This is a genomic window from Bradyrhizobium sp. STM 3809, from assembly GCF_000239795.1.
Taxonomy (GTDB): Bacteria; Pseudomonadota; Alphaproteobacteria; order Rhizobiales; family Xanthobacteraceae; genus Bradyrhizobium.
In genome coordinates, this window is sequence record NZ_CAFJ01000125.1 from 12,715 (window position 1) to 38,681 (window position 25,967).

A 25,967-nucleotide genomic window follows, 5' to 3' on the forward strand; every position below is an offset into this window, starting at 1 on the left:
GTCAGTCCGGCAGCTTGGTCCGTTGCACCGAGACCACCCGCGCCGCGGCCGAGGACTTGATCGTCTTGACGATGAGCTCGACACGGAAGCCGAATGCCGGCTCCTCGCTTTTCGGGATGAACAGGATCGCCGCGAAGCCGAGGCGACCGTCATTATCGAGCTTGACGGGGAGATCCTCGCGGACTCGAAACACCCGCCCTTTCGCGGCCGGCGTCGATATCTTTGCCCGCACGGCTCGCTCGACCAGGTCATGCAGATCCAGGATGACGGTGTCGGCATCGCCGACGGCGTAAAAGCGAAACGAGTCGGTGTCCCAGCGGCTGTTCGCGACCTCGACGACCGTGCGGCTGTCGGGTGACCATGCCGCAAGCAGATCATAGCGATTGGCCCGCATCTCGCCGGTGGCCCAATAGGTGCCGCCGAGCCGGCCGAGCACGGTGCCCTCCGGCAGCCTGACCAGCACATTCTCGACTTCGCCAGCAGGCTCGGCCTGCGCTGCCGGCAAACCTGCCGCGGTGCGCCAGCCAAAGGCGAGCTTCCCGGACGGCGAAATCGTCTCAGGAAAAACGCGGAGCGCCTCCTTGCCATCGCCGCAGACGAAGCCTCGTTGCGGGTCCGGCACGCAGCCAGCCCGGGCTGCTGTGCAAGGGGCAAGCGCAAGCAGGCTGACAATGGCGACGATCAGAGCCCGATTCATGGTGGCCATGTTAGCCGTGGCAATCGTGCAACGCACGCCGCATCTCGCGCGATCGGGCTCGCACGACCCGTGTTCGTGCGACCGACTCAAGCCGCTTCGATATCGGCACTCTCGGCGGCTTCCAACGCATCGAGATCGGCGATGACCTCCTCGAACGCGGAAATCGCCTGCTGCACGGCCGCAATCTGCATCAGCTCCCAGCCACTGACCGGGCCATTACGGTTCTGCAAGGCGACCACGAGGTCGCGCCGCTGCTCTTTCAACTGCACCAGCGGCAAACCATGGTCCGGCAGATGTCTCATCATGACAAAGCTCCAACGCCCGATAGGTGGCATTGGACAAAGCTAGCCGGTCACGCTGGTGATCGGCTTACGAAACTCCGGCAAATTTTATCGATCCGCCAGCTGCGCCGGACTCGCCATCATGGCGCCGGCAAGGACCTCGCTCAGCTTCGCCGTCGCGGCTTCGCTCATATGCAGGCGGTCCCCATGACCGTCATCCAGATCTGACAGCAACACGCCCGCGTCGCACCAGCCCTTCATCAGTCCCCAGCGTCCGAACAGATTGACACCTGCCTCGGAGGTGACCTGCTCGATCCGCCGCTGCATGTCGCCGGCGCGCTCCAGCCGGTCGGGCCTGCCGACGATCGCAAACGTGTATTGCAGGTCCATGACGATCACGTCGACCTCCAGCCGGGCCAGCCAGCCGAGACCGACGCGAAGCGCCGTCTCCACCTCGTCGAAGCTGGTGGTCTCATAGCGGTAGACCGCGTTGGCGCCGATCTGCCAGATCACCAGCGACGGCTGTTCGGCGATCACGTCCGGCTCGAACCTCGACAGCTCCTCGGGAGCCTCCTGTCCGGAGATGCCGCGATTGATGACATCGATCAGACGGCCGAAATTGGCTTTGCTCAGCTTCTGCTCGAGCCGCGCCGGAAATGCCACGATGTCATTGGTGCCCGCGGTCTAGGATGAGCCGAGCGCCACCACGCGAGTCTTGCGCTGCGCCGTGAGACTCTGGCGGAAACGGCTGAGTGGATGACGAAACGTGACGGAAATGTCCGGAAAACTGACCGAGTTTGTCGTGGTCATGGTCACCTCGGGCGAACCACGTTGTGTGATCGCCATTCCATGCCGCGGCTGCACCGCCATTGCAACTCAACGGCTTGGCCATAGTATAACAGGTGACGCTGTGGGGCGCGTGAACGGGGATCAGGGACGGAATGAACGGAGCTGTGATTGTCATTACGGGGGCGCAGGGAGCGCTCGGGCGCAGCGTTGCCGATCTGGCGCTGGCACGCGGCGCGCATGTCGCCGGGATCGATCATGCTCAGGCCGAAATCCCCGCCAGCGACGACCGCATCGAGCTCGGCGGCGTCGACCTGTCCGATCCCGAGCAGGCCAAGGTCGCAATCGACTCGGTGGCCGCGCATTTCGGCACCCTGGACGCCCTGATCAACATCGCCGGCGCGTTTGCGTTCGAGAATGCCGCCGACGGCGACGACAGCGTGTGGGAAAGGATGCACGCGCGCAACCTGATGACGGCGCTGCACGCCTCCCGCGCCGCGATCCCGCATCTGGTTCGCTCCAGCACCGGCCGGATCGTCAATATCGGCGCCATGGGCGCGCTCCAGGCCGGCGCCGGCATGGGGCCATATGCCGCGTCGAAGTCGGGCGTCCATCGCCTGACGGAGGCGCTGGCGGCGGAATGGAAGGGCAAGATCACCGTCAACGCGGTGCTGCCCTCCACGATCGACACGCCGGCCAACCGCGCCAGCATGCCGAAGGCCGATTTCGACAAATGGGTGACCCCGCAGGAACTCGCGGAGGTGATCCTGTTCCTGGCCAGCGATGCTGCAAGCGGCGTCACCGGCGCCTTGATACCGGTCGCGGGTCGCATGTAGCGGCGCGAGCGGTCACGATCCCGAGTTGGCGCTGACATCCTGCGGCGCATGGGGCTAGACTCACCTGCCTGAGTCGCAACGATGGACGGCCCTTGGAAACCGCGCTGTATCTTCCCGTCAAACGCTTCCTCGAAAAGCTGGGCTTTTCGGCCAAGGGAGAAGTCGGCGGCTGCGACGTGGTGGCGCTGAAGGGCGATGATCCGCCGATCGTCGTCATCTGCGAGCTAAAGCAGGCCTTCAACCTCGAACTGCTGCTGCAGGCCGTCGATCGCGCCGGCGCGTGCGACGAGGTGTGGGTCGCCGCCAGCCTGTCGGTCCGCGGCAAGGGACGCGAGAGCGATGCGCGCTACCGCAATCTCTGCCGCCGGCTCGGCTTCGGCATGCTGGGCGTGACCGCCAGCGGACAAGTCGAGGTACTGGTGCCGCCGCCGACGACAGCGCCGCGCAAGAATCCGAAGAAGCGATCGCGCCTCGTCATCGAGCACCAGAAGCGCAAGGGCGACCCGGCCGCTGGCGGCTCGACCCGAGCGCCGATCATGACCGCGTATCGGCAGCAGGCGCTCGCCTGCGCCTCGGCGCTGTCAGCCGGCCCCAAACGCGTCCGCGAGCTGCGCCCGCAGATTCCGGATGCCGCGAAAATCCTTCAGCGCAACGTCTATGGCTGGTTCGACCGGGCCGAGCGCGGCGTCTACACCCTCACGACAGCCGGGCACGCGGCCTTGCGCCGCTGGCCCCAGGATATCCACATGACGACGGCACCGTTGCCGGATCGCGACATGGTGAATGCATAGCTGGCCTGCCACGCGGAATTCATATTGCAATGCAACAATCCTGCTTCTAGGTATCCGGGACGATTCACGAGGCCCCCATGAGCGAAGATTGGAACACCAAGTACGGTCCGCGTCGCGTCAGGCGTGATCCCCCGACTCTGGAGGAGGCGATCTTCGCGGCATCCGGCATCACCGACGACGTCCAGGCCCAGGCCGAGATCGCGTCGGCCCTGATGGGCCTGCCGCTCGAGCAGGTGCTGCCCGAGGTCAAGAAGGCCGTGCGCGTCGCCGCGCGCACCAACACCCGCGTCATCACCGCCGATCAGGGCACGCAGCAGCGCGCTGTCGTGGTCGAGCGCCGCACCGTGCGTCGCTTCAACTTCGACAAGCGGACCGCCTGAGCAGCGTCGGCACGCGCGCCGACAGGCCGACCTCAAGCAGATCAAACGAGAAGGCGCGGCAGCCGATCGCTGTCGCGCCTTCTCGTTTGTGAATGGCGGCGCGCCTCAGGCGGCGCGCTTGTCGCCATACATGCGCGTCATCAGCTTCCAGCACGCGCGATTCAGGTTGAAGAACGCCCGCGCCGCCGCGATCGGCGTGTCGATCACCAGCTTCGCCAGTTCGTCCTGAGGCTGCCGGCTCAGATCGATCGTGCCGGTCGATTCGCCGTGACGGAACGCCAGATGCGCACCGAACTTGGCCGCCAGCGCCCGCATCGCGTGGTTCTGCGAGCCCGTCGTCACGCGCAGCTCGCGATAGCCCTTCCAGCGCGCTTCCGAGATCACCCGCTCGAACAGCAGGCTGCCGACGCCACGGCGGCGCACGCAGGATTCGACGCTGAAGGCGATCTCGGGAAACCCATCCTCGGACTGCTCCGGTGGATGCAGCTCGGCGGCGCCGCGCACCACGCCGTTTTCCATGTAGGCGACGACGATCGTGCCATCGGCCGCGCAGCGGGCTGCGTAGCGTTCGATGAAACTGTCATCGAGATAACCGTTGAATCGATCATGCCGGCTGTCGGGATCGAGCCGCAGCAGATGATCGCGCAGCAGCGGCAGTTCCTCGTGCTGGCTGAGCGTCCGCACATAGCCGAAGCCCGGCCGGGGACGAAAATGATTGACCTGTGACACTGCCAAAGACTCCTCTTCGAAGCCCTCGCGCACAGACGTCTTTCCCTAGACAGACGCTATATTGTGCATCGCACCATTCATTGCAAGCCCCGCGCTCTACGGGGAGCACATGCCGCCATGCACCGATCGCGTGAGTTGATGAATCGTTCGTGTACGAATCATCACAGCACGAGCTGCGTCTGGGTCACGATCGCCACCAGCCTACCGTCTTCGGTCTCGATCCGGGTCTGCCAGACCTGAGTACGGCGGCCGCGATGCACGGGGGTGGCCGTCGCGATGACGACGCTGCCCTCCTTGGCGCCGCCGATGAAGTTGGTCTTGCTCTCGATGGTCGTGGTGCCCTTGGCTCCCTCCGGCAGGTTGATCACCGTCGCGGCGGCACCGACCGAATCGGCCAGCGCCATCACCGCGCCGCCATGGATCGTGTGGTGCAGCGTGCAGAGATCGGGGCGCACCTGCATCTGCGCCACGACGCGCTCCGCGTCCGCCGCGATGAACGTGACACCCTTCAGTTCCGCAAACGGCATCCTCAGCGAGTTGATCTTCTCGAGCGGCGTCATGCCCCCTCCCCTCATTGCGCGACACGTCTGCGCGTGCCTCTGCATCTGGATGCGTGATCAACATCCAAGGCAATGACCGGCGAGGTCATTGCCTTCGGTCCGGACGTCACCGATCAGGCCTTCTCGACACCGCACCATTCGGCGATGAACAGCGCCATGGTCTTGGTGACCTGGCGCAGCGAGTCGAGCTCGACATATTCGTTGAAGCCGTGCATCGCCGCGCCGGTCGCGCCGAAGCAGAGGCTCGGGATGTTGTAGTTGAGGCCGTAGAACCGCGTATCGGTCAGCGCGGTGAAGACCAGATCCTGCACCTCGCCGCCATAGACCGCATTGAACGCCTTGCCGAACGCCGCTTCCGGCTCGGCGGAGTTGGTCAGCTCATAGCCTTCCGACAGGAAGCCGGACCACTCGATGACGGGCGGGTTGTTGGACAGGAAGCGGTGATCGCGCGAGGCCGCGGCGACGCAGGCGAGGATCTCGTTCTGGCAGTCCTTGACCGACCAGCCCGGCAGGATCGCGATGCGGCAATCGACGTCGCACCAGGCCGGTACGCTCGAGGCCCAGTCGCCGCCCTTGATGATGCCGGGATTGAAGTTGATCGGATGATTGAGCGTCTTGAAATGCCGGTCGCTCTTGGCGCGCTCGTTCCAGTCGGCCTCCAGCTTCTCCAGCGCGTGGATGAGATGATACGTCGCCTGGATCGCGTTGGCGCCGATGCCGGCTTCGAACACATGGGCCGGAAAGCCGCGCACCTTGATCCGGAACCAGATCACGCCGACCTGCGAGCGCACCATCTTGCCGCTGGTCGGTTCCGGGATGAAGCAGGCATCGGCGCGGTAGCCGCGCTGCAGCGTCGACAGCGCGCCGACGCCGGTGCTCTCCTCCTCGATGACGGACTGCAGGTGAATGCGCGCGGTCGGCTTGTAGCCGGCGGCCCCGATGGCATCGAGCGCATAGAGCGCGCCGATCGTGCCGGACTTCATGTCGCAGGCGCCGCGGCCGTACATCCGGCCATTGCGGATGACCGGTGAGAACGGCGGCGTCTCCCACATGTCCAGCGGACCGGCCGGCACCACGTCGCAATGCCCCTGGAGGATCAGCGAGCGTCCCGCCGACGTCGCCGGCCGATAGGTTCCGACCACGCTGCGCGCCTTCGAGAAGTCGTGCTCGATCGGGCCGTAGCCGCGCATCTCCTTGAGCTCGTCCAGTTCGATGTGCCAGTCATCGACCTCGTAGCCGCGCGCGCGCAAGAGATCGCCGAACATGTCCTGGCAGGGCCCCTCGGCGCCGCGGGTGGAGGGAATCGCGACGAAGTCCCTCGTGGTTTCGAGCTGGCGGTCAAAGGCGGCGTCGACCGCGTCGACGATTCGTTGCGTGATATCCTCGGTCATCATGCCCGTTCAGGTTCCAATGGCTGACGACTCAACAAATCACACTCCGATGCATAAGTGCACCGGATTCGCCACTGCTTTCAGAATCGCAGACCCCACCGTACATTTGAGCATGCCCGCAATGACGGGATCATATTTGAACTGTCCTTGGAATTTTTCACATGTCGGATCCTCGCAACATCCTTTATTTCCTTCTCGGGATCATCGCTGTTGCCTTCGTCGTGCTGGGCTACAATTTCTATCACGCCCAGCGACAGACCGAGGGCGCGCAGTTCAATAGCGGGCCGACAACATCGGGCCGAGCGGATTGACCATCGAAAGCAAGTGATGCGTTTTCAGATCTCGTCGTCGTCTGCTGCTGCCGCAGCTCTCATCGGCAGCGTATCCGCCCTCCTCCTGGTCGCCGCGCCGGCCCACGCGCAATATGTCGGACGCGAGCAGGACATCACGGATCTCCGGCTCGGTCAGCGGGTCCAGGTCGACGACGGCACCTGCCCGGCCGGCCAGGTCAAGGAAGTGCTGGGATCCAAGATGTCGGAAAACGGCATCGTCCGCACCGTCTCATGCGTGCCGCGCTTCGGACCGAAGAAGAAGTAGTCGCCCCGCCGGCTGAAGCCGTTCAGGTCGAGCCGCCGGCATGATCATGAATCGTGAGCTCGGTCACATCAGACCGTCGGCGTGACCCGGCGCACATTCCCCGACAGTCGATAGCAGCGATCCTCTCCCCGCAATTCGGATCGATCGGCGACCCGCGCTCTGCGCGCGACATCGCCAAAGCGGAGAGAGACCATGAGCAGCTTCGATAACAACGGATTCAATCAGGATGGCGGCTTCGGCCAGCAGGTCGGAGACGGCGTGTCGTCGGGTCTTGCGGCAGCAGGGACGGCCATCGGCGGCGACGCCGGGGCCGCCCTGTCGTCAGCCGGCGATACGATCGGTCACCTCGCGGGCGATGTTGCAGGCATCGCCGGCGGCGGCGATGGCGCGCTCGGCGCCGGCGGCGACGTGCTCCAGACCATCGGTGACCTCGCCGGCGGTGATGTCGGGGACGTGCTGACCGCGGTCGGCGACGTGCTGCAGGGCGGCACCGAGGGCCTCGGCGACAAGGCCGGCGACGCGATCGGGTCAGCCATCGGCGATCTTGGCCACGCCATCGGCGGCGACGTCGGGGATGCCATCGGCGGCGCCGCAGATGTCATCGGCGATGTCGCCGGCGATGTCATCGGTGGCGCGCTGGGCGCCCTGACCGGCGGGCCAGGCGGGCTGGCGGATGCCGCGCAGGGCGCGCTGGGCGCCGTCGAGCATGCGGCCGCCGGAGCGGCGGAGGGCCTTGCCAGCGCGATCGGCGGTGACATCGGCCAGGATGTCGCCGGCCTCGTCGACGCGGTCGGCGATGTCGCCGGCGCGGTGAACGACGCGATCGGCGCCATCGAAGGCGCCGGCAGCGCCGTCGGCGGCATCATCGGCCATGCGGTCGGCGCCGCGGAGGGAATCGGAGGTGCGGTGATCGGCGCGATCACCGGCGCCGACAGCGCGGGACATGCCGTCGACGGCGTCATCAGCGGCAGCTTCGGCGCGGTCGAAGGAGCCGTCGAGGGCGCCGCCGCGGGACTGGCAGGCGTTGTCGAAGGGGTCACGGGCGCCGTCGACGGTGCGCTTGGCGCTGTCGGCGACGTGGTCGGCGCAACCGGTGGACTGCTCGGCGATGCCGGTCAGGGGCTGGAGAACCTCGGCAACAATATCGGCGGCACGGCGGGCGACATTGTCGGTGGCATCGGCGCGGGACTCGAAGGCGCGGGATCAGCCCTGAACGAGGTCGGCGGCTTCCTCAATTCGGCTGGCGGCGCCATCGGTGACATCGGCGGGGCCGTCGGCGGCGCCATCGGCCAGGCCGGGGGCGCGATCGGCGGCGCCATCGGAGACGTCGGACACGCCGTGGGCGATACGATCGGCGGCATCGTCAACGAGGTGGGCGGCGCGATCGGTGATGCCGTCGGCGGCGCGGTCGATGCCGTTGGCGGCGCCATCGGAGATGCCGTCGGCGCGGTCGGCGACGCCGTCGGCGGCGTCGTCGACGCGATCGGCGGCCTGTTCAGCGGCGGGCATGACGGCGGAAACGACAATGCGGGCTCCGGCGGCGGCGGCGAGGCCAACAATGGGGATCACGGCGGCAGCGGCGGCGGCGACAATGCCGGCGGTGGCAACGAGGGCGGCGGCTCCGGCGAGGGCGGCGAAAACGGCAACGGCAATGGCAATGGCGGCGGCGAAAGCGGAATGCCGGACCCCGAGGGCAGCGGCTCGGGCGGCGCCAACTCCTCGCCCAATCCGGACGGCGGCGAGACCGATGGCAACGATGGCAACAGCCACGTCTCGTTCGGCCATGGCCACGGCGGCGGTGGCTCCGGCGAAGGCGTCGGCGACCTCGGCGACATGCTGGGCGGGCCTGGCGGCCTGCACGGCTCGCACGGTTCGGGCGGGGGCAGCCCGTTCCACGATCCCGGTGAAGAAATGCCCAACCCCGACGACGCCGGTTCGGGCGGACCGACCAGCAACATCGCGCATGTCCTCGCCTCCGCGGATGTTGCGGCAGCCGCCGGCCATGGCGGTGAGAGCAGCATCATCATCGTCGGCGGCAGCTTCTGGGATCAGGCGGCCGGCAGCGCGGCGCATGACGGCGCCTCGTCGACGCACCTCGGCGCGGCGATCGCGGACCATGGCCTCGCTCAGCCAGCGATCGCCGATCTCGGCGCGGCCGGCAGCAGCACGCACGATTTCTCCGCTGCTCTCGACGACGGCGCCGCTCACGCGATGCTCGGCCATGGCCTGTCCGACGCGGGGCTGGCGCATGCCGGCGACCTCGGATCGATCACGCTGCACGACCTGTCGCTCGGCAACGCCTTCGCCCATCAGATGCACATCTGACGGAGCGCTCAGAACAGGAGCCGCCGCGATAAAGCGGCGGCTCCCGGCCGCACCAAGACCAATGTGACTCGCCGCACAGAAGGAGACGTCCAGGTCCCGTTAGATCCAGGGCAGACGATTTCGGACTCGCAAGGGGGACCACGATGCACGATCTCGCCATCGACACTGTATTCGGCACGACGAGCACCAGCTCCAGCGTCACGCCCAAGGGTGATTTCCACCGCTACGCCCTGCTCGGCTACGCTTCGATTGCCCTCGTATTCGGCGGCTTCGGCGTCTGGGCCGGCTTCGCGCCGCTGGACCGCGCGGCGATCGCGCCGGGAACGGTGTCGGTCTCGGGCGACCACAAGGTGGTGCAGCATCGCGAAGGCGGAATCGTCAGGGAGATCCTGGCCAAGGAAACCAATGCGGTGCATCGCGGCGACCTGCTGTTCCGGCTGCAGCCGACCGAGGCGCAGGCCAACACCGACCTGCTGCGCAAGCAGATGGATGCCGCCCTCGCCGAGGAAGCGCGTCTTTTGGCCGAGCGCGGCAATGCGCGCATGATCACCTTCCCCGACACGCTGCTCAACCGGCAGAACGTGCCGGAGGCGGCGATGGCGATCGCCGACCAGCAGCGGCTGTTCGTCGAGCGCCGCAACGGCCTGATCAGCCAGATCAACATCCTCAATTCGCAGATCGTCCAGCAGCAGCAGGAGCTCGCCGGCCGCGACCGCCAGCGCACGGCGCTCGCGGCACAGCTCGCGAGCTTCGACACGCAGATGAACAACGTCCGCCCGGCGGTCGCCGCCGGCTATTATCCGCGGAACAAGTTCCTCGAGCTGGAGCGCGACCGCGCCCGTGTCGAGGGTGATCTCGGCCAGGCCCAGGCCGACGTGGCGCGGCTGACCCAGACCGCGGCGCAGACGCGGCTGCAGATCGACCAGAGCTTGCAGAAATATCAGACCGAGGTCGGCCAGCAGCTCGACGCCACCCGCGCCAAGCTGTCCGACCTGCGCGAGAAGATCGTCATCGCCGAGGACGTGCTGCGCCGGGTCGACATCTACGCCGAGCGCGACGGCATCGTCATGAACATGAAGGTCCACACCATCGGCGAGGTCGTGAAGCCCGGCGATACGCTGGCCGAGATCGTCCCGGTCGGCGAAGGCGTCGACGTGATGGCGCATGTCTCGCCGCGCGACATCGAGAGTGTCGCCGTCGGTCAGAAGTCCGAGGTCCGCTTCGCCAATTTCTCATCGCGCACGACGCCGGCGATCTTCGGCAAAGTCGCGAGCGTGTCCGCCGACGCGGTGAGCGACGAGGCCACCAAGCAGAGCTACTACAAGGCGCGCGTCGTGATCGACTATTCGACCATCCCGCCCGAGATCGCCGAGAAGATCCTGCCCGGCATGCAGGCGGATGTCATCATCTCCACCGGCGAGCGCACCGTGCTGGAATATCTGGTCGGCCCGCTGCTCAACACGCTCGCCAAGACGTTCCGCGAAAAATGAGCCAGCAGCTAGCCCGATGCCGCCAGTCCCGCGTCCGCGACCCGCGCAAGGTCGCGGGCGCGCGGCACGCCGATGACCTCGAGATCGGCACTCTGCTCCGAAGCGGCCAAGCTGTCGCTTGTCGCTCCCGCCACGCCGGCAGCCTTGGCCACGGCGCCCGACAACGCGAGCTGCCAGCCGCGGCTCTCCGCCAACCCGGCCAGGCGCGCCGGCACCTCCGCGCCAAGCCCGAGCACGGCCAACTCGGATCGGCGTCCGAGCCGCAATCGTCCTACGACCATGTCGGCGACGTGCGCACCGATCGCGAGCTCGACCGGCCGGCCGATCTCCGCCGCGATCTTTTCGTTGACCCGGTCCATGGCCAGGTCGATCGCGCCGATCGCCTGCAACGCATCGCGACAGCCGCGATCCGGACCCTGCTGCTCGCCGAACACGGCGAGCACGCCGTCGCCGAGAAAGCGATCGATCCGACCGGCATGAGCTTCGATGGCGCCGCCGATGGCTCCGAAGATCTCGTTGACCATGAAGACCAGGTCGGACGCCAGCCGGTCGCGCGCGATCGCCGCGAACGACCGGACCCGGATCTCGACGAGACAGACCCCACGGCGCTCGCTTTGGATGTCGTCCGCCTGATCGATGGATTGGATGAGCGTCGCACCATCGACGACCAGCGGCGTGATTGTGAGCGGCGCCGCCGGCCGGATCTGGCACGCCAGCCGTACGTTCTCCGGCGCCTTCAGGCCGGCAAGCAGACCGCGCTCCGCGGCGCCCGGCGGAGCCAGTGCCGGTGCGCCCTCCTCGATGCGGACGCGACAGCGACCGCAACGGGCGCGGCCGCCGCATTCGGACAGGTCGGCCAGCGCATGGCCCCTGATGATCTCCAGCAGCGTCGGGCCGATGGGGGCCTGCACCGTCGCGCCACCGGCGATGGTGATGGCAACCTTCGGCGCCGCCAGCAGCGCAATGTGGCGGAAGACGACGATGGTCGCGCCGGCGACGATCAGCGCAGCGACCGCGATGCGCGCCGACAGCTGCAGCAGGCTGAGCCATTTGATGTCGAGCTCGCCGGGCCAATGCGTCACCTGCCGCATCCGATCCGCCATCGCCGGATCGCTCAACAGCCCCGCGACGGCGCGGCCCGACACCACAAAACCCATCAGCGCCGCCATCGGCACCGCGACGGCGAGCACGATCAGCAGCGGCAGCGCGGAACGGTACCAGCCACGGAATTTCAGCCAGTGATGCAGGCCGACGCAACCATGGATCCAGACCAGCAGCAGCAGCCCCGTCTGCAGCCAGGCTGCTCTCGGCCACAGCAGCGCCAGTGCGTAAAGATAGCCATCCTGAACACCGAACAGGGCATGCGCGACGTGGGTCTCGATGATGTGGGGCAACAGCAGCAGCGGGATCGCAAATCCGGTCACGAGCTGGACCATCTCCCAGCCGGACAGCCGCCACGTCCCGCGCTGGACCGTCTTGGCGAAAGCCAGCGCCGCATGCGCGAGCAGAGCGGCCGAGAGCACCACCATCCCCGGCCAGGACCGGGTCACCAGGAGCCGCCACTCCTGCACCTCGTCCATCGCCTCGAGGCTGAACAGACCCACCGCATGATTGAGAAAATGGGTCGCGGCGAAGGCAAACAGCACGAGGCCCGACAAGAGCCGGATGGTCTGGAACGTTACGGCGGGCATGAGGTCACTGCGAATGATCACCACTTCGCGCGCTGAGCACGGCTGACCATCCGGTAGCGTCTGCGACCGGCCAACTCAAGCACCGGCGGATCGACATCACACTCTGTGACGTCGGTCACGGTCGTTTGTGCGCGACCCGGCGAAATTCCCCCAGCACCAATTCAAGGGGGATCTGACATGACCACGACCACCACCCGAAGCCCGCTCGGAACCGCGCTCCGCGCCTGCTTCCCCGCGCTCACAGCCACCTTCGTGCTCAGCCTCTTCATCAATGCCAGCATGCTGGCCTCCCCGCTCTACTCCATGCAGGTCTATGACCGCGTGCTCACCAGCCGCAATCTCGGCACGCTCGTGATGCTGACCCTGATCGTCGGCGTCTTCCTGGTGCTGTACGGCGTGCTCGAATTCGCCCGCTCGGGCGTGCTGGCGCGCGCCGGCGTCCAGTTCGAAGGCACGCTGCGCCATCCGCTGTTCGAGACCATGATGAAGGCCGAGCTGTCGCCGCGGCACCGCTTCGGCCAGCAGATCATCCGCGACGCCGAGACCATCCGCGACTGCATCTCCAGCGGCACCGCGGCGATCGCCTGCGACCTGCCGTGGACGCCGGTGTTCGTCGCGCTGTGCTTCCTGCAACATGCCTATCTCGGCATCCTCTCGCTGCTCGGCGCGATCGTGCTGTTCTCGCTGGCGCTGTTCACCGAGTTCTACACGCGCTCCAGCGTGGAGCGCACCAACGCGCTGGCCAACGAGGCCTCGCGCTTCGTCGCAGCGGCGCTGCGCAACGGCGAGGTCGTGCGCGGCCTCGGCATGGGCGACATCGTGCTGGATCGCTGGAGCTGCCGGCAGTCGGCCATGGTGGATGCCCACAGCACGCTGGTCGAGCGCGGCGCGGCAATGCATTCCATCACCAAGTTCGCCCGCATGGCGGTGCAGACCTCCCTGCTCTGCATCGGCGCCTGGCTCGCGATCGAGCAGCAGATCTCGCCCGGCGCCATGATGGCCACCTCGATCATCATGGGCCGCGCGCTGGCGCCGGTCGAGCAGGTCGTCGGCCAGTGGAAGCGTATCATCGCCTTCCGCTCCGCCTATCGCCGCCTCGAGGAGCTGTTTCAGGCCCTGCCCGTCACCGCGGCCCCGACCGCGCTGCCGACGCCGCGTGGCGACATCGAGGTCGAGAACGCCGTGGTCTGGCCGCCGGCGGCCGGCCGCCCCTCCGTCAAGGGCGTGAGCTTCTCGCTCAAGGCCGGCGAAAGCCTCGCGATCGTCGGCGCCTCCGCCAGCGGCAAGTCGAGCATGGCGCGTGCGATGGCCGGCGTCTGGCCGCTGCGCGAGGGCCAGATCCGCATCGACGGCGCGGCCTACAGCCAGTGGGACCAGAACCGGCTCGGCAAGCACATCGGCTATCTGCCGCAGGACATCGAGCTGTTCTCGGGCACCGTCGCCGACAACATCGCCCGCCTCGCCAAGGTGGATGAAGCTGCCGTCGTCGCCGCCGCCAAGGCCGCCGGCGCGCATGAGGTGATCCTGCGCCTGCCCAACGGCTACGACACCCCGATCGGCGAAGGCGGCGTGGCGCTGTCCGGCGGCATGCGCCAGCGCGTCGGCCTCGCCCGCGCCCTCTATGGCAATCCGCGGCTCCTCATCCTCGACGAGCCGAACTCCAACCTCGACGAGGACGGCGAGCGCGCACTGGCTCACGCCATGGCACAGATGAAGGCCGCCGGCCGGACTGTGATCGTCGTCACGCACCGCCCGCAGCTTTTGGCGCATGTTGACCGCATCATGGTGATGGCCTTCGGCAAGACGCTGGCATGCGGCCCGCGCGACGAGGTGATCGCCAAGATGCGCGGCCAGCGCGTCGTCGTCGCCCATGACCGGGCAACCGCCAGCGCCGCGGCCTGAACCGAACGCAAGAGATCGCAGATCGCAAGGAGCCAGCCATGATCAAGTTGAAATCCCGCGCAGTGACTCTCCAGCTGACGCTCGCGACCGCCGCGGTCCTGCTGCCCATCACAGCCTTCGCAGAATCGCCGATGACGGCCCGGCAGATGCTCGCTCACGCACAGACCCAGGCGCTCAATCTGCCGAGCGACGTCAAGCGGCCCGAGCCGGAGACGCGCGAGACGAGCGTCAGCGAGCCCGTGGCCGCGCCCGTGGCAGCCACCACGCTTGCAGCGCCGCTTCCGGTGATCGAGCCGCCGGCGCCGATCTCGCCGCAACCGATGACGCTTTCCGCCTTGGCCGTCCCGGCGATGCCCGAGCCGACCGCCGCGCAGACCCGCACCAATTCACTCACCGCTGCAACGGCGGCCGTTGAGACGGTGAAGGCGTCCAATGCTGCCGCGGCCATTCCGCCGGTCGCGGCCACGACCACGGCAGAGACTCGCGTTGAGACCCCGGCTGCGCCGCCCGTGGCAACCGCGCCTGTCCCCGCGATGCCGCCGGCCGTTGCGACCGCCCCGGCGCCGACAAAGCCCAGCGTTCCGGCCGCGACCGTCGCGCCGACTCCGCAGGCGCAAACGGCACCGTCGCCATCATCGGCCGCAAAGCCCGTCAAGACGCCGCGTCCGTCGAATACGGCCCCCGCTCGCGTTGCCCATAAGTCGGCGCCGCCATCGTCGGCCCGCAGCGATGAGGCCGCCATCGGCACCCAGATCTCGCGCATCATGCGGCGGCCGGAGGTGCAGGCGCTGATGTCGCAATATGGCCTGGAGTGACACGGGGGCGGATCAGCGCCAGGTTTGATTTCGAACCCGGGGAGGTACTTGAGCTCCGTGCTGCAATCTCCTCGTGCCCGGCAGTTCGGCCGAAGGCTGCGCGTTGTGAACATCATTTGCCGACCCGCGGCTCCGCATGGACAAGACACGTTCCCTCATCGTCGGCCCACCGTCGCAGCATCGGCGCGGAACTGTCTCCGCACCGATGGCTCAGCAGCGGGGAGAGAGCGGGGCCGGCTCGATACCACAGATGCTCATCCAACTGATCGGCTGCCACGACCCCGCCAAGCGCCTGCTGCCTGGCAAGGCCTCGGCAAGCCGATCGAACGTCGAGGGGATGCTTACTGAATGAAGTCGCCGCACTTCTGGACGTCGCCGTCGTCCGACTTGCCCCAGGGCATGATCGGGACCGACGAGGTCGAGTTCTTCGGCGAGCCCTCGATCAGCTTGTCCGAATAGACCATGTAGACGAGCACGTTCCGCTTGGCGTCGCAGCCGCGCACGATCTGCATCTTTTTAAAGAACAGCGAGCGGCGCTGCCTGAACATGTCGTCGGCCTGCTCGAGCTTGCGCTTGAAGCGGATCGGCCCGATCTGCCGGCACGCGAGCGAGATGTCCGAGACCTCCTCGGCCAACCCGAGCCAGCCGGCGTAGCCGCCCTTCTGCGGCACCGTGAAGTGGCAGGCAACGCCCTCGACCTCAGGATCATCAACACCATAGGTCGCGAGCTTGTCATTCGGACTGAGCAGCTTGAACACGGTCGACCGACGGAAGATCAGATCCGGCTCGTCTGCGGCGTAGGCTGACACGACGGGCGAGGACAGCCCGATAAGAGATAGCAAAGTGAGGGTTTTCAGCCACAGATCAAACCGCTTGGTGGCTCTGAACGACATGTCGGTCTCCGTTATACCGCCGATGGCTCGGCATACCGCCCATGTAGGGACACAAGCGCCTGCGAGGAAGGCATTCCCCGCCTACCGCGCGCATTGCGCGTTTAACGCGATGTGAGGCTTTTCTGCTACGATTGGAACGAAAATCGCCCCGGGCAGAAGCCCCAAGCTGGTGAACGCGGACTCCGTCTGCGACACTAAAGACCAGATGGTTCTTGAGGATTTGCCGGAATGCTCCGCGTTCGTGCAGCCGCCAGAGGGCGGTTTTATTGTGCAGCAATCGTTTCAGTACCGCTTGTTCTGGCAGCGACATCATGGGCTGAGGCAGCGTCCTACTATTATTGGAACGACCAACAGCCGGTCACCATCGCGCCGTCCGCCGCCCGCCCTATCGTGCCGCGCAAGACCAAGACGCGACACGGTCAGAAGCCTGCCACGATCGAGAAGGAAGCCGCCAAGCCGCAAGGGCCGGTCACGATCGCGGTGTCGATCAGCAAGCAGCAGCTCAAGGTCTACGACGCCAACGGCCTGTTCGCCGAGGCGCCCGTCTCGACCGGCATGAAGGGACACTCGACGCCGATGGGCGTGTTCAGTGTCATCCAGAAGCAGAAATTCCATCGCTCCAACATCTATAGCGGCGCGCCGATGCCGTTCATGCAGCGCATCACCTGGTCGGGCGTCGCGCTGCACGCCGGCGTGCTGCCGGGCTACCCGGCCTCGCATGGCTGCATTCGCATGCCAGCCAGCTTCGCGCCCAAGATCTATGGCTGGACGCGAATGGGATCCCGCGTGCTGGTGACCCCCAGCGAGGTCGCGCCCGCCAACTTCTCGCATCCGCTCCTCGCCGCCCTGAAGGCGCCGCAGCCGAGCGCCTCGATTCAGCCCGACGCCAATTCCCCCACCACGACCAAGTCGGACAAGGGCGCGGCGCTGGCGCCGACCATCACGGTCGCAACGATCGATCTGCGTGCCACGATCGGCCATGGCGAAGGCGCCCGTGCTGCCGATGACGCGATGCCGGCCGCGCGTGAGCTGCGCACCGCCGATGCCAGCAACGCAGTGCCGGCGGTGGCCTCTGACGCCGCGCCGACGGCAGAGCCCGTCCAATCGGTGCGGATCGAAACGCGCGACGTGGCCGCCGATCTGAAGCCGGCCGTCGCCGAATCGTCGCTTTCGAGCGCTGCGTCGACGGACGAGGCGAAGCCTGTTTCCGATGTCGCGCCGACACTGGACGGTCAGCCGGCCGAGACGGCTCAGGCAACACCACCCGAAAAGGCCGTGGAAGCGCCGGCCAAGCTGGACGCAACCGGCTCGACCGATCTCATGCCGGCCGATGCCAAGGCCACCGCTGCCAACGCGACTGAGACCAAGGCCACCGAAACCAAGGCCCCGGATGCCGAAGCTACGGAGACCAAGGCTGCCGACGTCAAACCGGCCGGCGCCAAGACTGCGGACCAGCCTGCAGCGCCGTCGACGACCACCGCCGACGCGCCGGCAAAGGCGCTCGACGACAAGGATGCCACGAAGGATCAGTCGCGCGTCGCGGCTCCCGACAAGCCGATCGCGCCCAAGCCCGAACTGAAGCGCAACAGCCAGGTCGCGATCTTCATCAGCCGCAAGGACTCCAAGCTCTACGTCCGGCAGAATTTCGCGCCGGTGTTCAACACCCCCGTCACCATCGCGCCGTCCGACAAGCCGCTCGGCACCCACGTGTTCACGGCGACGGCCGACAAAACCGATCCGGCCACCATGCACTGGTCGGTCATCTCCCTGCCGGCCACCGCGCGCAGCGTGGCGGCGCATGACGGTGCGGACAAAGCAACCCGGCGCGGCAAGAAGTCCGCCGAGGCCGTCGCCGACGCCAAGCCGGTCCTGCTGCAGAGCTCGCCCGCCGAGGCGCTCGATCGTATCACCATTCCCGCCGATGTGATGGCCTGGCTCGGCGAAGCGCTCTCGGCTGGCAGCTCGCTGATCGTGTCCGACCAGGGCATCAATCAGGGCGAGACCGGCGAGGGCACCGAGTTCATCGTTTCGCTGCGCTGACGGCCAACGAGGTCCCTTTTTCCGCCCCAGGGCAAGGGTATCCCCTTGCTGGAAAGCAGTCTGATCCGACGCAACGCCACGGCCGTTTGATGAAGCGGCAGGTCGCGCGCGGCCGCATTCGTGCTGACGGGGCGGGCTCTGCACAGGGAGATTCACATGATCGATCGCAGGATGGTTGTTCTCGGCCTCGGTGCGTCCGTGTCCGGCGCGATGCTCGCCTCGCGCGCCGCCCAGGCGGATAATGCGGTGAGCAAGACGACGGCGTACCGGTTCTCCTTCGCTGTGCCGTCGGGGGAGCCGATTCGCCTGGCCGATTTCGCCGGCAAGCCGGTGCTGGTCGTGAACACCGCCTCGCAATGCGGCTACACGCCCCAATACACCGGACTGCAGCAGCTCTGGAGCGAGTTCCATGAGCGCGGCCTCACCATCATCGCCGTGCCCTCCAACGACTTCAACCAGGAGCCAGGTGTCGGCAGCGACATCGCTGCGCTGGCCAACAAGGAATACGGCGTTACCTTCCCGATGACGGCGAAGGCGGTCGTGACCGGTTCCAATGCGCACCCGTTCTACCGCTGGGCCGCAGAAGCGCGGCCCAAGGAAACGCCGCGATGGAACTTCCACAAATACCTGGTCGGCCGTGACGGCTACATTGCCGACGTGTTCGCCTCCTCGGTCGAGCCGACCGATACCCGGGTCAAGACCGCAGTGGCCCGGATGCTCGCCGACGGCTGAGCAACACTCGGAAAGAATGCGGCGAAACCCGGCAGCTTCCCCGCTTTTTCGCCGCGTTTCCTTTTGGCGCCCGTCCGGCTGCTGGGCTAGTATCCCGAGCCGGATGGCGGAGCGACTCCCGGTGCGGCGCTCCCGTTGCAACAACCCCGAGGAAACACGATGCGGATTGCGGCTGGACTGGTGTTCGCAACTTCTTTGGCGGCGTCGCTCCTGGCGTCCAGCGCGGCCTGGTCGCAGGCCCAGCGCACGGCAGCAGCTCCAACGCCGGCTGCCGCTCCAGCGCCTGCCGCCGCTGCGGCACAGCCTGCCGCACAGGCCCAGCCACCGCGCGCGCCCTGCATGAACCCCGAGGCGCTCGGCGTCGGCCGCACGGTCGAGATCGACACCACGGGCGGTCCCGGCTTCGGCTTCGAGCACTTCAAGGATCTCGATTTCCTCAAGGATCACGAAGTCGTCCTGACGTTCGACGACGGCCCGTGGCCGGAGAACACTCCTGGCGTGCTCAAGGCGCTCGCCGATCAGTGCACCACCGGCATCTTCTTCATCATCGGCAAGCACGCGACCTACTATCCGGAGATCCTGAAGCAGGTCTACAACGCCGGCCACACGGTGGGCACGCACACCTGGTCGCACGCGGCGCTGACCAACAAGAAGCTGACCGAGGACCAGCGCAAGGAAGAGATCGAACTCGGCATCAGCGCCGTGAAATGGGCACTCGGCGGCAACTCGCCGGCGCCGTTCTTCCGCTTTCCCGCCCTGCAGCACCCGCCGGAGATGGTGACCTATCTCGGCACCCGCAACATCGGCATCTTCTCCTGCGACCTCGACTCGTTCGACTTCAAGGCGCGCAATGCGCAGGCGGTCATCGACGTCACTTTCAAGAAGCTCGACAAGCTCGGCAAGGGCATCATCCTGATGCACGACTTCCACAAGCACACCGCCGAAGCCCTGCCCGAGCTGCTGCGCCGCCTGAAGGCCGGCGGCTACAAGGTCGTTGCGATGCGCGCCAAGGCGCCGGTGCAGTCGCTGCCGCAATATGACGAGCAGCTCGGCAAGATCGCGAAGCTGCCGACGGTGAGCCAACGGCCGGTCTCGAGCGTTGTGACGACAGTGTCCGAATGATCGAGGATCTGTTTCGTCAGTGACCAAGTTACGTCTCGAAGGGTATGTCATCGCGTCGGCCGACGGAATGTTGGCCGACTCCCACAATGTGATGCCGGCGTCGCTCAAATTCCCGGGCGACGCTGCGTTTTTTTCCAGCGCCCTCGACGGCGCGGATCTGATCGTGCACGGCCGCAACTCCTATGAGGACCAGCCGAACTCGCCGAAGCGCAAACGGCTGGTGGTGACGCGCTCGGTGGCGGGGATTGCGCCGGACACCGAGAAGCCGCATTCCGTGCTTTGGAACCCGGCCGGCGCCCCGTTCGAGCAGGCCTGCGCGGCCGCCGGCGTCACGAGCGGCACCGTGGCGATCATCGGCGGTCCCGTCGTGTTCGACATGTTCATGGACCGCTACGACACCTTCTTCCTGTCGTTCGCGCCCCACGTCACGATCCCCGGCGGCGCCCCCTGCTTCACCGAGGTTGGTCCCGGCCGCTCGCCGCAGCAGGTGCTGACGGCCCACGGGCTCTCGCCGGCCAATCAGCTGATGCTCGATCCCGCCCACGAGGTCAGCGTCACCGCCTGGAAGCGCGCCGCCTGAACCGGCCGGCTAGAGGTCACCATAGGCGCTCTGCTCGGGCGGCTTCGGCCCCTTGCCGTAGCCGAAGATCATGAACAGGGCGCCGATGATCGAGAGATTCTTCAGCGCGTCGATCAGGGCCTTGACGTTGTCGGGCGGGGACTGGTTCCAGAAATCGTGGAAGTAGTAGATCGTCGCACCGACGAAGATGATCATCAGGGCCGAGAAGAAGCGGCCGAGAAAGTTCAGCGCGATCATCAGCCCCGCCAGCACCTCGAAAGCACCGGCGGCGATCGCGAGGATCTGCGGCATCGGCATCTTCGCGGCGGCCTCGAGCTGCGCCGCATAGGGCGCGAGCAGCGCGGGAATGGTCACCTTGGTGGCGATGAGGTCGGCAGTGGGCGCAATGCCGAGCAGCTTCGTCGCGCCGGAGTAGATGAAGATGACGGCGAACAGAACGCGCCCGAACGTGATGAAACCCGGCATTCTCGCCCTCGTGGATCGACTTCAAACGACATGGTGCCGACGGACCGGCGGGATCTGTGACATCGCGAACGCTTTTCAACAATAAAGGCGGGCGGAATGCGACCGAAACCGGACGAATTCCGCCACACTTCGATCACGTCAGGACGATCACGCGAACAGCGTCGGCTGTGCCCTCCCCGCCCGTTCCTGCGCCTCGACGGCGGCCACCGCCGTCATGTTGAGGATGCCGCGGGCCGTCACCGAGGGGGTGAGGATGTGCGCCGGCCGCGCCGGACCGATCAGGATCGGACCGACGGGAACCGCATCCGCCAGCACCTTGATCATCTGATAGGCGACGTTGGCGGCGTCGAGGTTCGGCATGATCAGGACGTTGGCCGAGCCGTCGAGATCCGAATGCGGCAGGATCGCCTTGCGCGCCGTCGCCGACAGCGCGGTGTCGCCCTGCATCTCGCCATCGGCCTCGAGGTCCGGACGATGCTGCTTCAACAGCGCCGTCGCCTGCCGCATCTTGCGCGAGGACTCGGTATCGTAGCTGCCGAAATCGGAATGCGAGACGAAGGCGATCTTCGGCTTGATGTTGAAGCGCGTGACGTGGTTGGCCGCGAGCGAGGCCATCTCGGCGAGCTCCTCCGCGGTCGGATCGGGGCGCACCTGGGTGTCGCCGATGAAATAAGCGCCCTTGCTGGTGATGGTGAGCGCCAGCGCCGCATAGTCGCTGACCCCCGGCATGAAGCCGATGATCTCGCGGACGTGACGCAGATGGCTCATGTAGCGGCCCTCGACGCCGCAGATCATCGCATCCGCCTCGCCGCGAACCACCGCCAGCGCCGCGATGACGGTGGCATTGGTGCGCACCACCGTGCGCGCCGCATCCGGCGTCACGCCGCGCCGGCCGGCGATCTCGATGTAGCTCTGCACGTAGGAGCGGTAGCGCGGATCGTCCTCGGGGTTGACGAGATCGAAGTCACGCCCGGCCTTGATCGACAGGCCGAAGCGCTTGATCCGCGCCTCGACGACGCTCGGACGCCCCACCAGGATCGGCCGCGCCAGCTTCTCTTCCAGCACCACCTGCGTGGCGCGCAGCACGCGCTCGTCCTCGCCCTCGGCATAGATCACGCGCACCGGCTGCGCCTTGGCCTTGGCGAACACCGGCTTCATGATCAGGCCGGAGCGGAACGCGAAGCGCTCCAGTAGCGCGGTGTATTCATCGAAGTTGGTGATCGGCCGGGTCGCGACACCGGACTCCATCGCGGCCTTCGCCACCGCCGGCGCGATGCGCAGGATCAGGCGCGGATCGAACGGAGACGGGATCAGCGAGCCCGGGCCGAAGCCCTGGGTCTCGCCGGAGTCGAAGCCGCGGCTCACCGCGTCGGACGGCGGATCCTGCGCGAGCTGCGCGATCGCATCGACCGCCGCCTGCTTCATCGCCTCGTTGATCGCGGTGGCGCCGACATCGAGCGCGCCGCGGAAGATGAACGGGAAGCAGAGCACGTTGTTGACTTGGTTCGGGAAGTCCGAACGACCGGTGCAGATCATCGCGTCGGGCCGCGCCGCGCGTGCCTCCTCCGGCATGATCTCCGGATTGGGATTGGCGAGCGCCATGATCAGCGGCTTCTCGGCCATCTGCTTCAAGAGATCCGGTTTCAGCACGCCGCCGGCGGAGAGCCCTAAGAAGATGTCGGCGCCGCCGATCACATCGGCCAAGGTCCGCTTGTCGGTCTTCTGCGCATAGACCGCCTTCCAGGGGTCCATCAGCGTGTTGCGGCCCTCATGCACGACACCGTCGATGTCGCAGACCCAGATGTTCTTGCGCTGCGCGCCCATCGACACCAGCAGATTGAGGCAGGCGATCGCGGCGGCGCCCGCGCCCGACGTCACGATCTTGACCTCGGAGAGCTGCTTGCCAGCCAGCGACAGCGCGTTCTTGATGGCGGCGCCGACGATGATCGCGGTGCCGTGCTGGTCGTCATGGAAGACCGGGATCTTCATCCGCTCCTTGAGCCGCGCCTCGATCTCGAAGCACTCCGGTCCCTTGATGTCCTCGAGGTTGATGCCGCCGAAGGTCGGCTCCAGCGCCGCCACCGTCTCGACCACCCGGTCGATCGTCTCGGCATTGATCTCGATGTCGAACACGTCGATGCCGGCGAATTTCTTGAACAGGACCGCCTTGCCTTCCATGACCGGCTTGGAGGCCAGCGGGCCGATATTGCCGAGCCCGAGCACGGCGGTGCCGTTGGAGACGACGGCGACCAGATTGGCCCGCGCGGTCAGCGAGGCGGCCTCGGCCGGGTTGTTGGCGATCTCGGTGCAGGCAGCGGCCACGCCGGGGGAATAAGCGAGCGCGAGGTCGCGCTGGTTGGCGAGCGGCTTGGAAGCCTGGATCTCCAGCTTGCCGGGCCGCGGCAGGCGGTGGTAGGCCAGGGCTGCGGAACGAAGATCTTCAGAATAGGACGACGACATACGTGCTCCAGCGTTTCCGACCCGGATTTTTGGTCTCTTGAGGTTCGGTCAGACGTCGATTTTTCCGGCCGGTGGAAGCGCATGTGATGCACGTTGGGCGGCTTTCATGCAACATCCGAAACCATCTCCGCAGGCATCCCGGACCAGCAATTTTCCTTTTCGCAGAAGCACATCCCTACTCCATCGCATTCATCCAGACTATCCTGATCCTGCTGCCTAAGCCTTGGGCTGGTCCCTACGTTGGTCCTTGGGTTTGCCCCTTGGGCTGATCCATAAGCTAATCCTTAAGCTGATCCTTGGGCGAGGATTCGGGCGGAGCACATCGAATGAACCGTATCCTGATCGCAATCGCAGCCGTGGTCGTCCTCGGCATCGCCGGCCTGGTCGGCATCCCCTGGTACGCCCAGGCGCGCGCGGAGCGCGAGGTCGAGGCCAGTTTCGCCCAGATTCGCCAGAATGGCGCCACCGCGAGCCACGGCAAGGTCGGCTTCGACCTGTGGTCGCGCAAATTGACGATCGCCGATGTCAAGATCGAGTCGGCGGCCCAGCCGCCGGCCAGCGTCACGTTCGGCGCGATCACGGCGACCGGGCTGAGCCAGCCCGACAGCGAGCACGTGGCGGCCTCCAGCCTCGAGGTGAGCGACGTCGCGATCACCGGCCAGATCCCCGGCCCGGCGGCGCTGCGCGTGAGTTACAAGCTGCCGCAGATCGTGGTGAAGGATTACGCCGGTCCCGCCCGCTTCGCCGCCGTCCCGGCCGGCGGCGGCCTGCTCGAAAGCTACCGTGCGCTGATCCAGCAATTCGTCGCGATCAACGCGAGCGCGCTGACCATTCCGCGTGCGAACGGCACCATGGAGGGCGGACCGGCCGCCGCTGGTCCGGCGGAATTCACCTATACCGGCTTCACCGTCGAGAACATCAAGGACGGCCGCATCGCGAGCTACAAGCTCGACGAGGTGGCATTCACGATGAGCATGCAGCAGCCGGCCAACAAGCTCGCAGCGAGCAGCGGGCAGTCCGGCAAGGTCGAGAAGATGCAGGGGCGCATCACCGATATCGTTCACCGCGACATCGATGCCGGCGCATTCCTGGCCGTCCTCGATCCGGACGCTGCCAAGGACGACAGCGCCCGCCGGCTCTATGGCCGGGTGACGACCGGCGCCTACGAGGTCAGCTCGGATGCCGGCGTGCGAATGCGCATGGACGGCATCTCGCTCGACGAATTCAGCGTCCGGCCATCGCGGCTGCAACTGCCCGCGCTGCTCGCCGCCCTGCCCGCGTCCAGCGCCGCGCAGCCCACGCCCGAGCAGGCACGCGAGCTCATGGAGAGGGTCGCCGGCATCTACGAAGGCATCGCGCTGAAGAACGCCGAGATGCGCGGCATGACGATCGAGACGCCGCAAGGGCCGCTCAAGCTTTCGGCGATCCGCGTCGATTTGCGCGACGGCAAGGGCGACATCGCGCTCGAAGGCTTCGACGGCCTCTCGCCCAACGGCCCGGTCAAGCTCGGACGCTTCGCACTGAAGGGCTTCGACGTCGCGGGCCTGCTGCGCTTCGCCGCCAAATACGCGGCGCAGACCGCCAAGCCGGCCGCCGCGGACGCGATCGTGCTGTTGAAGCTGCTCGACGGCGTCGAGTTGAAGGGGCTGATGGCGCCCTACAAGGCGGGCGACAAGCCGGTGCGGATCGAGACCGTCAGCCTCGATTGGGGCCAGTTCGTCGGCCCCATCCCGACGAAGGCGCGCCTGGTCGCCAAGATGGCCGGACCGCTCGACCCCTCGAACCCGGCGCTGCTGCCGCTCCTGGTCGCCGGCATCGACACCGCCGCGGTCGACGCCGATCTCGGCCTTGGCTGGACCGAGAACGCGAGCTCCTTCGCTCTCGAGCCGTTCAAGCTCGAGGTCAGCAATCTCGTCGCGGCCTCCGCCAACGTGTCGCTGTCCCAGGTACCGCGCGAGGTGTTCACCATCGACCTGCAGCAGGCGACGACCGCCGCGGCGCAGATCGAGGCCAGCGGGCTCGCTTTGACCGTGCGCGATCTCGGCGTCGTCGACGTGCTCGTCGCCAACTACGCGCGCAGCCATGCCATCCCCCGCGACGCCGCGCGCAAGGCGCTGGTCGACAGCATCAAGGCGATCGGCGCCCAGGTCGCCGCCGATAATGCCGATGTCGCCGGCGCCGTCGACGCCGTCAGCCGCTTCGTCGAGAAGCCGCGCCAGACGTTTACGCTGAAGCTCTCGCCCCGCGCCAAGGTCCCCGCCATGCAGCTCGCCCAGTTGATCGCGATGGATCCGCCGAGCGCGCTGGCGCAGTTCAAGATCGAGGCCCAGACGGCGCCCTGAGTTCCGCCAGAATCGGGGCTGTGGCGCGAGCCAGGACGTAAGTCCACGCCTCTCTCCTCCGT

General features: G+C 66.9%; 25 protein-coding genes. 13 read left to right on the forward strand and 12 right to left on the reverse strand.

Features of this window, described 5'->3' with window-relative positions; all coding sequences use genetic code 11:
- Position 1 precedes the first annotated feature (1 nt).
- From BRAS3809_RS06315 to BRAS3809_RS37265, 4 genes are all read right to left on the reverse strand, one after another.
- Positions 2–733, reverse strand: coding sequence for a hypothetical protein (locus BRAS3809_RS06315; protein WP_240535608.1), 732 nt, complete (start codon positions 731–733; stop codon positions 2–4).
- A gap of 50 nt (positions 734–783) precedes the next feature.
- Positions 784–1,002 (reverse strand): hypothetical protein, encoded by a 219-nt coding sequence (locus tag BRAS3809_RS06320; RefSeq protein WP_008961264.1) that lies wholly within the window; start codon positions 1,000–1,002, stop codon positions 784–786.
- A gap of 84 nt (positions 1,003–1,086) precedes the next feature.
- Positions 1,087–1,641, reverse strand: coding sequence for an SGNH/GDSL hydrolase family protein (locus BRAS3809_RS06325; RefSeq protein ID WP_008961265.1), 555 nt, complete (start codon positions 1,639–1,641; stop codon positions 1,087–1,089).
- A 21-nt stretch (positions 1,642–1,662) separates the two neighbouring features.
- Entirely contained in the window at positions 1,663–1,848 is a 186-nt protein-coding gene (locus BRAS3809_RS37265; RefSeq protein ID WP_008961266.1) for a hypothetical protein, read from the reverse strand.
- A 71-nt stretch (positions 1,849–1,919) separates the two neighbouring features.
- On the opposite strand from BRAS3809_RS37265, the gene BRAS3809_RS06330 reads away from it, so the two are divergent.
- The 3 genes from BRAS3809_RS06330 (at position 1,920) to BRAS3809_RS06340 (ending at position 3,771) form a co-directional block, all read left to right on the forward strand.
- Positions 1,920–2,600 (forward strand): SDR family oxidoreductase, encoded by a 681-nt coding sequence (locus BRAS3809_RS06330; RefSeq protein ID WP_008961267.1) that lies wholly within the window; start codon positions 1,920–1,922, stop codon positions 2,598–2,600.
- 92 nt (positions 2,601–2,692) lie between these two features.
- The gene (locus BRAS3809_RS06335; protein WP_008961268.1) at positions 2,693–3,391 is read left to right on the forward strand and encodes a DUF2161 domain-containing phosphodiesterase; all 699 of its coding nucleotides are present in this window, start codon (positions 2,693–2,695) and stop codon (positions 3,389–3,391) included.
- A gap of 77 nt (positions 3,392–3,468) precedes the next feature.
- Positions 3,469–3,771, forward strand: a complete 303-nt coding sequence (locus tag BRAS3809_RS06340) for a hypothetical protein (protein WP_006613488.1) — start codon at positions 3,469–3,471, stop codon at positions 3,769–3,771.
- Between the two features lie 105 nt (positions 3,772–3,876).
- Here BRAS3809_RS06340 and BRAS3809_RS06345 read toward each other — a convergent pair whose 3' ends face one another.
- The 3 genes from BRAS3809_RS06345 to BRAS3809_RS06355 form a co-directional block, all read right to left on the reverse strand.
- Positions 3,877–4,500 carry a GNAT family N-acetyltransferase gene (locus BRAS3809_RS06345; protein ID WP_170323260.1) on the reverse strand — a complete coding sequence of 208 codons (624 nt, stop codon included), beginning with the start codon at positions 4,498–4,500 and terminating at the stop codon, positions 3,877–3,879.
- 161 nt (positions 4,501–4,661) lie between these two features.
- Positions 4,662–5,060 carry a PaaI family thioesterase gene (locus tag BRAS3809_RS06350; protein ID WP_008961270.1) on the reverse strand — a complete coding sequence of 133 codons (399 nt, stop codon included), beginning with the start codon at positions 5,058–5,060 and terminating at the stop codon, positions 4,662–4,664.
- A 113-nt stretch (positions 5,061–5,173) separates the two neighbouring features.
- Entirely contained in the window at positions 5,174–6,454 is a 1,281-nt protein-coding gene (locus BRAS3809_RS06355) for an ArgE/DapE family deacylase (RefSeq protein ID WP_035655523.1), read from the reverse strand.
- Between the two features lie 158 nt (positions 6,455–6,612).
- On the opposite strand from BRAS3809_RS06355, the gene BRAS3809_RS36500 reads away from it, so the two are divergent.
- The 4 genes from BRAS3809_RS36500 (at position 6,613) to BRAS3809_RS06370 (ending at position 10,863) form a co-directional block, all read left to right on the forward strand.
- Positions 6,613–6,762: a hypothetical protein gene (locus BRAS3809_RS36500; RefSeq protein ID WP_170323261.1), complete on the forward strand. Its 150-nt coding sequence runs from the start codon at positions 6,613–6,615 to the stop codon at positions 6,760–6,762.
- A 16-nt stretch (positions 6,763–6,778) separates the two neighbouring features.
- Complete coding sequence (locus BRAS3809_RS06360; protein WP_008961272.1) at positions 6,779–7,048, forward strand: DUF6719 family protein; 270 nt, start codon at positions 6,779–6,781, stop codon at positions 7,046–7,048.
- A gap of 192 nt (positions 7,049–7,240) precedes the next feature.
- Positions 7,241–9,373: a beta strand repeat-containing protein gene (locus BRAS3809_RS06365; RefSeq protein ID WP_008961273.1), complete on the forward strand. Its 2,133-nt coding sequence runs from the start codon at positions 7,241–7,243 to the stop codon at positions 9,371–9,373.
- Between the two features lie 143 nt (positions 9,374–9,516).
- Entirely contained in the window at positions 9,517–10,863 is a 1,347-nt protein-coding gene (locus BRAS3809_RS06370; RefSeq protein WP_008961274.1) for an HlyD family type I secretion periplasmic adaptor subunit, read from the forward strand.
- A gap of 8 nt (positions 10,864–10,871) precedes the next feature.
- Here the strand turns inward: BRAS3809_RS06370 and BRAS3809_RS06375 are convergent, their stop codons facing one another.
- On the reverse strand, positions 10,872–12,554 hold the full coding sequence (locus BRAS3809_RS06375) for an adenylate/guanylate cyclase domain-containing protein (protein WP_008961275.1): 1,683 nt from the start codon (positions 12,552–12,554) through the stop codon (positions 10,872–10,874).
- Between the two features lie 177 nt (positions 12,555–12,731).
- Between BRAS3809_RS06375 and BRAS3809_RS06380 the strand changes: the two genes are divergently transcribed.
- Complete coding sequence (locus BRAS3809_RS06380) at positions 12,732–14,456, forward strand: type I secretion system permease/ATPase (RefSeq protein ID WP_008961276.1); 1,725 nt, start codon at positions 12,732–12,734, stop codon at positions 14,454–14,456.
- Positions 14,457–14,610: 154 nt separating this feature from the next.
- On the opposite strand, the gene BRAS3809_RS36505 is transcribed toward BRAS3809_RS06380, so the two are convergent.
- Positions 14,611–15,222 carry a hypothetical protein gene (locus BRAS3809_RS36505; RefSeq protein ID WP_170323262.1) on the reverse strand — a complete coding sequence of 204 codons (612 nt, stop codon included), beginning with the start codon at positions 15,220–15,222 and terminating at the stop codon, positions 14,611–14,613.
- Positions 15,223–15,612: 390 nt separating this feature from the next.
- Entirely contained in the window at positions 15,613–16,164 is a 552-nt protein-coding gene (locus BRAS3809_RS06395) for a CreA family protein (RefSeq protein ID WP_008961280.1), read from the reverse strand.
- A 228-nt stretch (positions 16,165–16,392) separates the two neighbouring features.
- Between BRAS3809_RS06395 and BRAS3809_RS06400 the strand changes: the two genes are divergently transcribed.
- The 4 genes from BRAS3809_RS06400 to BRAS3809_RS06415 all read left to right on the forward strand — a co-directional run bounded on the left by BRAS3809_RS06400 (position 16,393) and on the right by BRAS3809_RS06415 (position 20,638).
- Positions 16,393–18,204, forward strand: coding sequence for a L,D-transpeptidase (locus BRAS3809_RS06400; RefSeq protein WP_008961281.1), 1,812 nt, complete (start codon positions 16,393–16,395; stop codon positions 18,202–18,204).
- Between the two features lie 156 nt (positions 18,205–18,360).
- The gene (locus tag BRAS3809_RS06405) at positions 18,361–18,936 is read left to right on the forward strand and encodes a glutathione peroxidase (RefSeq protein ID WP_008961282.1); all 576 of its coding nucleotides are present in this window, start codon (positions 18,361–18,363) and stop codon (positions 18,934–18,936) included.
- 159 nt (positions 18,937–19,095) lie between these two features.
- A complete protein-coding gene (locus BRAS3809_RS06410) occupies positions 19,096–20,058 on the forward strand; it encodes a polysaccharide deacetylase family protein (protein ID WP_008961283.1) in 963 nt (320 codons plus the stop codon).
- A 19-nt stretch (positions 20,059–20,077) separates the two neighbouring features.
- A complete protein-coding gene (locus tag BRAS3809_RS06415; protein WP_008961284.1) occupies positions 20,078–20,638 on the forward strand; it encodes a dihydrofolate reductase family protein in 561 nt (186 codons plus the stop codon).
- Positions 20,639–20,647: 9 nt separating this feature from the next.
- Here the strand turns inward: BRAS3809_RS06415 and BRAS3809_RS06420 are convergent, their stop codons facing one another.
- The gene (locus BRAS3809_RS06420) at positions 20,648–21,103 is read right to left on the reverse strand and encodes a DoxX family protein (protein ID WP_008961285.1); all 456 of its coding nucleotides are present in this window, start codon (positions 21,101–21,103) and stop codon (positions 20,648–20,650) included.
- Positions 21,104–21,250: 147 nt separating this feature from the next.
- Entirely contained in the window at positions 21,251–23,563 is a 2,313-nt protein-coding gene (locus tag BRAS3809_RS06425) for an NADP-dependent malic enzyme (RefSeq protein WP_008961286.1), read from the reverse strand.
- Between the two features lie 326 nt (positions 23,564–23,889).
- Here BRAS3809_RS06425 and BRAS3809_RS06430 point away from each other — a divergent pair, with 326 nt between their 5' ends.
- Positions 23,890–25,905, forward strand: coding sequence for an aq_1923 C-terminal domain (locus BRAS3809_RS06430; protein ID WP_008961287.1), 2,016 nt, complete (start codon positions 23,890–23,892; stop codon positions 25,903–25,905).
- The last annotated feature ends 62 nt before the right edge of the window (positions 25,906–25,967 follow it).